Annotated in this window: 2 protein-coding genes; both read left to right on the forward strand. The window is 68.5% G+C overall.

All coding sequences use genetic code 11. From position 1 onward, the window contains the following. Positions 1 to 128: 128 nt before the first annotated feature. The gene (locus tag ACYQ8K_RS26855) at positions 129 to 359 is read left to right on the forward strand and encodes an MbtH family protein (RefSeq protein ID WP_003877688.1); all 231 of its coding nucleotides are present in this window, start codon (positions 129 to 131) and stop codon (positions 357 to 359) included. Positions 360 to 399: 40 nt separating this feature from the next. Then, a partial coding sequence (locus ACYQ8K_RS26860; RefSeq protein WP_459973885.1) for an amino acid adenylation domain-containing protein occupies positions 400 to 6,998 on the forward strand: 6,599 nt, incomplete at its 3' end.

A 6,998-nucleotide genomic window follows, 5' to 3' on the forward strand; every position in this document is an offset into this window, starting at 1 on the left:
ATCACTGGATGGCATCAACGCCTTCTGGGTCACACCAGGAACTTTGGCCAAACCACGGGCGAGCGCTCTAGGGCTCAACTAGGGTTTAGACCTGTTCCACTCATGTCCACTATGCATCCTGGAGAATTGTGAGCATCAATCCATTCGACGACGACAACGGCAGCTTTTTCGTCCTGGTGAACGACGAGGAGCAACACAGCTTGTGGCCGGCCTTCGCCGATGTTCCAGCCGGCTGGCGAGTGGTCCACGGGGAGGCCGACCGAGCTGCGTGTTTGGAATACATCGAGCAGCATTGGCCCGACATTCGGCCGAAGAGCCTGCGGGACAAGCTCGCAACGGGTCGGGGTTTTGACCAGTAACGAGTCGGGGTATGGGGCGGGTGGAGACTTGGGGGAGTCGATGGCGAGGGAAGACGGGGCACTTCCGCTAACGCGGGGGCAGCTCGATATCTGGTTGTCCCAAGAAGCCGGGTTCGCCGGCACGCAATGGCAGCTCGGTCTCCTCGTCAAGATCGACGGCGTCGTCCATCGCGATGAGCTCGAACAGGCGATCACCCTGGCAGTCGCGGAGGCCGAGCCGGGCAGGGTCTCGTTCTTCGAGGTCGACGGCCAGGTCGTGCAGAAACCGGTCGACTACCCGCTCGTCGAGCTGACGTTCGACGACCTCAGAAGCGCGGCCGACCCCGTGCAGGAAGCCCGCGAAAGGGCTTCGTCAATTCAGCGCACGCCGATGGCGTTGAACGGCCAGCTGTTCAAATTCGTGCTTTTTCAAACAGGGCACGAGGAATTCTATTTGTTTGGTTGCTGCCACCACATCGCCATCGACGGTCTGGGCATGGCCCTGGTATGCCGTCGGGTCGCGACCATTTACTCCGCGATGGTGGCCGGAAAGCCGATTCCCGACGCCTACTTCGGTTCGGCGCGGGACTTGGTGGACCTGGAGTCGGGCTACGAAGCCTCCGAGGACTACGCCGAAGACAAGGCCTATTGGAGCGAGCACCTGCCGCCGGAGAGCGGACCGGTGGATCGCCTGCCCGACGCCGCCGGCGAGCGCGACCATTACTCGCCGTCCGCTTCCGTGCAGCTGGACCCCTCGGTTGCCAACCGGATCAAGGAGCTGTCGAAAAAGCTTGCCATCCGCCGCTTTTCGGTCACCACCGCCGCGTGCGCGCTTTTGGTGCGCGGGTGGTCCGGTAGCGGCTCGGAGGTGGCGCTCGACTTCCCGGTGAGTCGGCGGGTGCGGCCGGAGTCGAAAACGCTTCCCGCGATGCTCGCCGGCGTGGTGCCGCTGGTCCTGGCGACGGAACCGCAATCGACCGTCGCCGATTTCTGCAAGCACGTCGACAAGCGGATCCGCGAGTTGCTGCAGCACCAGCGCTTCCCGGTGCACACGCTCGAGGGCGACGGGCTGCGGCAAGCGCCGAACCGGGTCGGGATCAACTTCATCCCGTCCCGGCTGACCCTGGACCTCGCCGGCTCGCCGGCCACCGCGTCGTACACCAACCACGGCCCGGTCGGGCACTTCGGACTGTTCTTCCTCGGCGCCGGCGACCAGCTGCACCTCAGCACCGCGGGCCCGGGGCAGCCGTTCGCCAGCTTCGGCGTCGCCGACCTCGCCGGACGCTTGCAGCAGATCCTCGAAGAGATGACCGCCGACCCGGACCGGCCGCTGTCGTCGATCGACCTGCTGACCCCCGACGAGCCGGCCCTGCTGGACGAGTGGAGCAACCGGCCGGCACTGCACGAGCCCGTGCCCGCGCCCGTGTCGATTCCGCAGGCGTTCGCCGAGCACGTGCAGAGCACGCCCGAGGCGGTCGCGGTGACCTTCGACGGCCGCTCCATGACCTACGCGGAACTCGACGAGGCCTCCAACCGGTTGGGCCATCTGCTCGCCGGCCGCGGGGTCGGCCCGGGGGACTGCGTGGCGGTGCTGTTCCCCAGGTGCGCCGACGCCATCGTCTCGATGATGGCGGTGCTCAAGACCGGGGCGGCGTATGTGCCGATCGATCCGGCGCACGCGTCGTCGCGGATGGACTTCGTGCTCGAAGACGCGGCGCCCAGTGCGGTGATCACCACGGCGGAGCTGCGCTCGCGGCTGGACAACCACGACGTCCTGGTCGTCGATGTGCACGACCTGGCCATCGACAGCCAGCCCGACACCGCCCTGCCGCTGCCGGCGCCCGAAAACACCGCCTACATCATCTACACCTCCGGAACCACCGGAACCCCCAAAGGCGTTGCGATTCCTCAATATAACGTCGTGTGGCTGATGGAGTCGCTCGACGCCGGATTGCCCGAGGGGAACGTCTGGACGCAATGCCACTCCTCGGCCTTCGACTTCTCGGTGTGGGAGATCTTCGGCGCGCTGCTGCGCGGTAGGCGGCTGCTGATCGTGCCGGAGTCGGTGGCCTCCTCGCCGGCGGATCTGCACGACCTGCTGGTCGCGGAGAAGGTCAGCGTGCTGACCCAGACCCCGTCGGCGGTGGCAATGCTGCCGGCCGACGGCCTGGAGGCGACGACGCTGGTGGTGGCCGGCGAGGCCTGCCCCACCGACGTCGTCGACCGGTGGGCGGCGCCCGGGCGGGTGATGCTCGACGCCTACGGGCCGACCGAGACCACGGTGTGCGCGTCGATCAGCACGCCCCTGGTGCCCGGGTCGCCGGTGGTGCCGATCGGCTCCCCGATAGCCGGCGCCGCGATGTTCGTGCTCGACAAGTGGCTGCAGCCGGTGCCCGCCGGCGTGGTCGGCGAGCTGTACCTGGCCGGCCGCGGCGTCGGGCACGGCTACGTGCGCCGCCCCGGCCTGACCGCATCGCGGTTCGTGGCCAACCCCTTTGGCGGTCCGGGCGCGCGGATGTACCGCACCGGTGACCTGGTGTGCTGGGGACCCGACGGGCAGTTGCAGTACCTGGGCCGCGCCGACGAGCAGGTCAAGATCCGCGGTTTCCGCATCGAACTCGGCGAAATCCAGGCCGTGCTGGCCGGACTCGACGGAGTGGACCAGGCCGCGGTGATCGCCCGCGAGGACCGCCCCGGCGACAAGCGTCTGGTCGGCTACATCACCGGCACCGCCGACCCCGCGGAGCTGCGCGCCGCGCTGGCCGACAAGCTTCCGCCCTACATGGTGCCGACCGCCGTGATGGTGCTGGACACCCTGCCGTTGACCGGCAACGGCAAGCTGGACAAGCGCGCCCTGCCCTCGCCCGAATACGCCGCGAGTGAGTACCGGGCCCCGGCCGACGCGATCGAGGAGATCCTGGCCGACATCTACGCCCAGGTGCTGGGGGTCGAACGCGTCGGCGTCGACGACTCCTTCTTCGACCTCGGCGGCGACAGCATCCTGTCGATGCAGGTGGTGTCGAGGGCCCGCAACGCCGGCGTAATCTGCCGTCCCCGAGACATTTTCGTGGAGCAGACGGTAGCTCGCCTGGCGCGGGTGTCCGAAGTCGCGGCCGACGGTGAGTTCGGTGCGGCCGACGAGGGGATCGGGCCCGTGGTGGCCACCCCGATCATGCGCTGGCTGCAGACCATCGACGGCCCGATCGACGAGTTCAACCAGACCATGGTGCTGGCGGCTCCCGCCGGCGTGAGCGACGCCGACGTGGCGGCGGTGCTGCAGGCACTGCTGGATCGCCACCCTATGCTGCGGCTGCGCGTGCAGGACGACGGCGCCGGCGGCTGGTCCCTGGAGGCACCCGAGGTGGGCTCGGTGCAGGCCGACGACTGCCTGCGTGTGGTCGAGGCGTTGTCCGACGCGGCGCTGATCGAGGCCCGCGGCCGGCTCAATGTGGCCGACGGCGCGCTGCTCAGCGCGGTATGGGCAAGTGCGACAAGCCAATTGGCGTTGGTCATTCACCACCTTGCCGTCGACGGTGTCTCGTGGCGGACCCTGATCGAAGACATCAACATCGCCTGGGCCCAGCTTCACAACGCCCAGCCGGTGGCCCTGCCGGCGCCCGGAACCTCTTTTGCCCGTTGGTCTTCGCTGCTCGTCGACTACGCGCAGAGCCCGGCGGTGACCGCGCAGGCCGACGCGTGGCGGCAGGTGGCCGCCACCCCGGCGGCACTGCCGGCGGTACAGGCCGAGGACACCTACGCGACCGCCGGGCAGTTGACGGCATCGCTGGATGTCGACACCACCCGGCTGCTGCTCGGGGAGGTGCCGGCGGCGTTTCACGCTGGGGTGCAAGACATTCTGCTGATCGCGTTCGGGCTGGCGTTCACGGAATTCCTGGGTGAAGCCGCCCCGATCGGCATCGACATCGAGGGTCACGGCCGCCACGAAGAGGTGGCGTCCCGCGTGGACCTGTCGCGCACTGTGGGCTGGTTCACCACCAAATATCCTGCGGCGCTGAAGATCAACGGCACGCTGAACTGGTCGACGGTGGTCGCCGGCGAGGCCGCGCTGGGCGCGGTGATCAAGGACGCCAAGGAGCAACTGCGTGCCCTGCCCGACGGTCTGACCTACGGGCTGTTGCGTTACCTGAACAGCGAAGTCGACCTCGACGGTCCCGACCCGGTGATCGGGTTCAACTACCTGGGCCGGCTGGCAGCGGGAGCCGATCTCTCCGACGACCTGTGGCGCGTCAGCGAGGACAGCCTGTCATCGGCCGCCGTGGCCACCGCGGTGGCAATGCCCTTGGCGCACACCGTCGAACTGAACGCCGGCACCATGGACACCGAGGCCGGGCCCAACCTGCACGCCAACTGGCGGTGGGCGCCATCGGCGCTAACCGACGAGCAGGTAAACCGGTTGAGCCAGTTGTGGTTTGAGGCTCTCGCCGGGATCTGTGCGCACGTGCGCGCCGGGGGCGGCGGGTTGACCCCGTCCGACATTGCCCCCGCCCGCCTGGACCAGCAGCAGATCGACGGACTGTGCAAGCAGCACCAGATCGCCGACGTGCTGCCGCTCAGCCCCGTCCAGCAGGGGCTGCTCTTCCACAGCAGCTTCGCGCAGGAACTCGAAGACCTCTACGCGGTGCAGCTCGGCATCACCGTGAGCGGTTCCCTTGACCCGCAACGGCTTCGGGACGCGGTGCAGACCGTCGTCAACCGCCACCCCAACCTGGCGGCCCGGTTCCTCGACGAATTCGGCGAGCCGGTGCAGATCATTCCGGCCGAGCCGGTGATGGCGTGGAACTACGTCGAGCTGACCGGCGGCGATGTCGACGCGAAGGTCGAACAGCTGTCCGCGGCCGAGCGCACCGCCGTCTGCGACCTGGCCGGCCAGCCCGCCTTCCGGGCCGCGTTGATCCGCACCGCGCCCGACCGGCACCGGTTCCTGCTGACCATTCACCACATCGTCATCGACGGCTGGTCGCTGCCCGTCCTGATGCGCGAGGTGTTCGCCGGCTACTACGGCGAACGGCTGCCCGCGCCCCCGTCGTATCGCAGCTACCTGATGTGGCTGGCCGCACAGGATCGAGCCGGCGCCCAAGCGGCCTGGGCCGAGGCGCTGGACGGATTCGAGGCGCCCACGCTGGTGGCACCGCCGGGCAAGATCGGCCGGCGCGCCGTTGCCACCTACACGGTCTCGGCGGACACCACCCGCGCACTGGGCGAATTGGCCCGTTCCAGCCGCACCACCGTCAGCACCGTGCTGCAGGGTGCGTGGGCGCAACTGCTGACCTGGCTGACCGGCCAGCACGACGTCGCCTTCGGCACCGCGGTCTCGGGGCGGCCCACCGAATTGCCCGGCGCGGACGCGATGGTCGGTTTGTTGATCAACACCGTTCCGGTGCGGGCCAACATCGCCGCCGCGACCACCGTCGCCGACCTGCTCGAGCAGCTGCAGCGCGTCCACGCCGAGACTCTCGAGCATGAACACTTGGCGCTCAACGAGATTCACCGTGTCACCGGCCACGACCAACTGTTCGACACGCTCTTCCTGTACGAGAACTACCCGATCGACGCCGGTGCGTTGCTGGGCGTCCAGGAGTTGACCGTCACCGAATTCAGCAGCCGCGAATTCAACCATTACCCGCTTTCCGTGGTGGCCACCCCGGGACACGAACTGAGCCTGCGGGTCGAGTACGACACCGAGGTGTTCGAGGCGTCCGCCGTCGAAACGCTGATCGAGCGGTTGCGTCAGGTGATGGCGGCCATGACCGCCGATCCCGCGCAACGGCTTTCGTCCATCGATCTGCTCGACGCCGCCGAGCGCGAGCGGCTCGACGCCTGGGGCAACCGGGCGATGCTGGCGCGCCGGCCGCGCGGTCAGGCGTCGATTCCGGCGATGTTCGCCGCGCAGGTGGCCCGCGCCGCCGACGCGGTGGCGATCACCTGCGGCGAGCGGTCGTGGACCTACCGCGAGGTCGAAGAGTCGGCAAACCGGTTGGCGCACCTGCTCGCCGAGCAGGGCGCCGGCCCGGGGCAGCGGGTGGCCGTGGTGATCCCGCGGTCCGCCGAAGCGGTGATGGCGATCTTCGCCGTCCTCAAGACCGGGGCGGCCTACGTGCCGATCGACCCGGGCGTGCCGGAGGCCCGGTTGCAGTTCGTGCTCGGCGACGCCGCGCCGGTCGCGGCGGTGACCACCGCCGAGGTGCGCCCCCGGCTGGATGGGTTCGACGGCCTGATCGTCGACATCGACGACCCCGCCGTGCGCACCCAGCCGACGACGGCCCTGCCGGTGCCGGCTCCGGAAAACATCGCGTACATCATCTACACCTCGGGCACCACGGGCACGCCCAAGGGCGTCGCCATCCCGCACCACAACGTGACGTTGTTGCTGGAGACACTGGATGCTCAACTCGGGTTAGGCCAAGTGTGGACGCAATGTCACTCGTTGGCGTTTGACTTCTCGGTATGGGAGGTTTTCGGGTCGCTGCTGTACGGCGGACGCCTGGTGGTGGTGCCGGATGCGGTGGTGCGCTCCGCTGAAGACCTGCACGGGTTGCTGGTTCGCGAACAGGTCAGCGTGCTCAGCCAGACCCCGTCGGCGTTTTATGCGTTGCAGAGCGCCGATGCGTTGGCGCCCGAATTGGGTGAGCAGCTGAAGTT

It is taken from the genome of Mycobacterium sp. MUNTM1, from assembly GCF_054660795.1.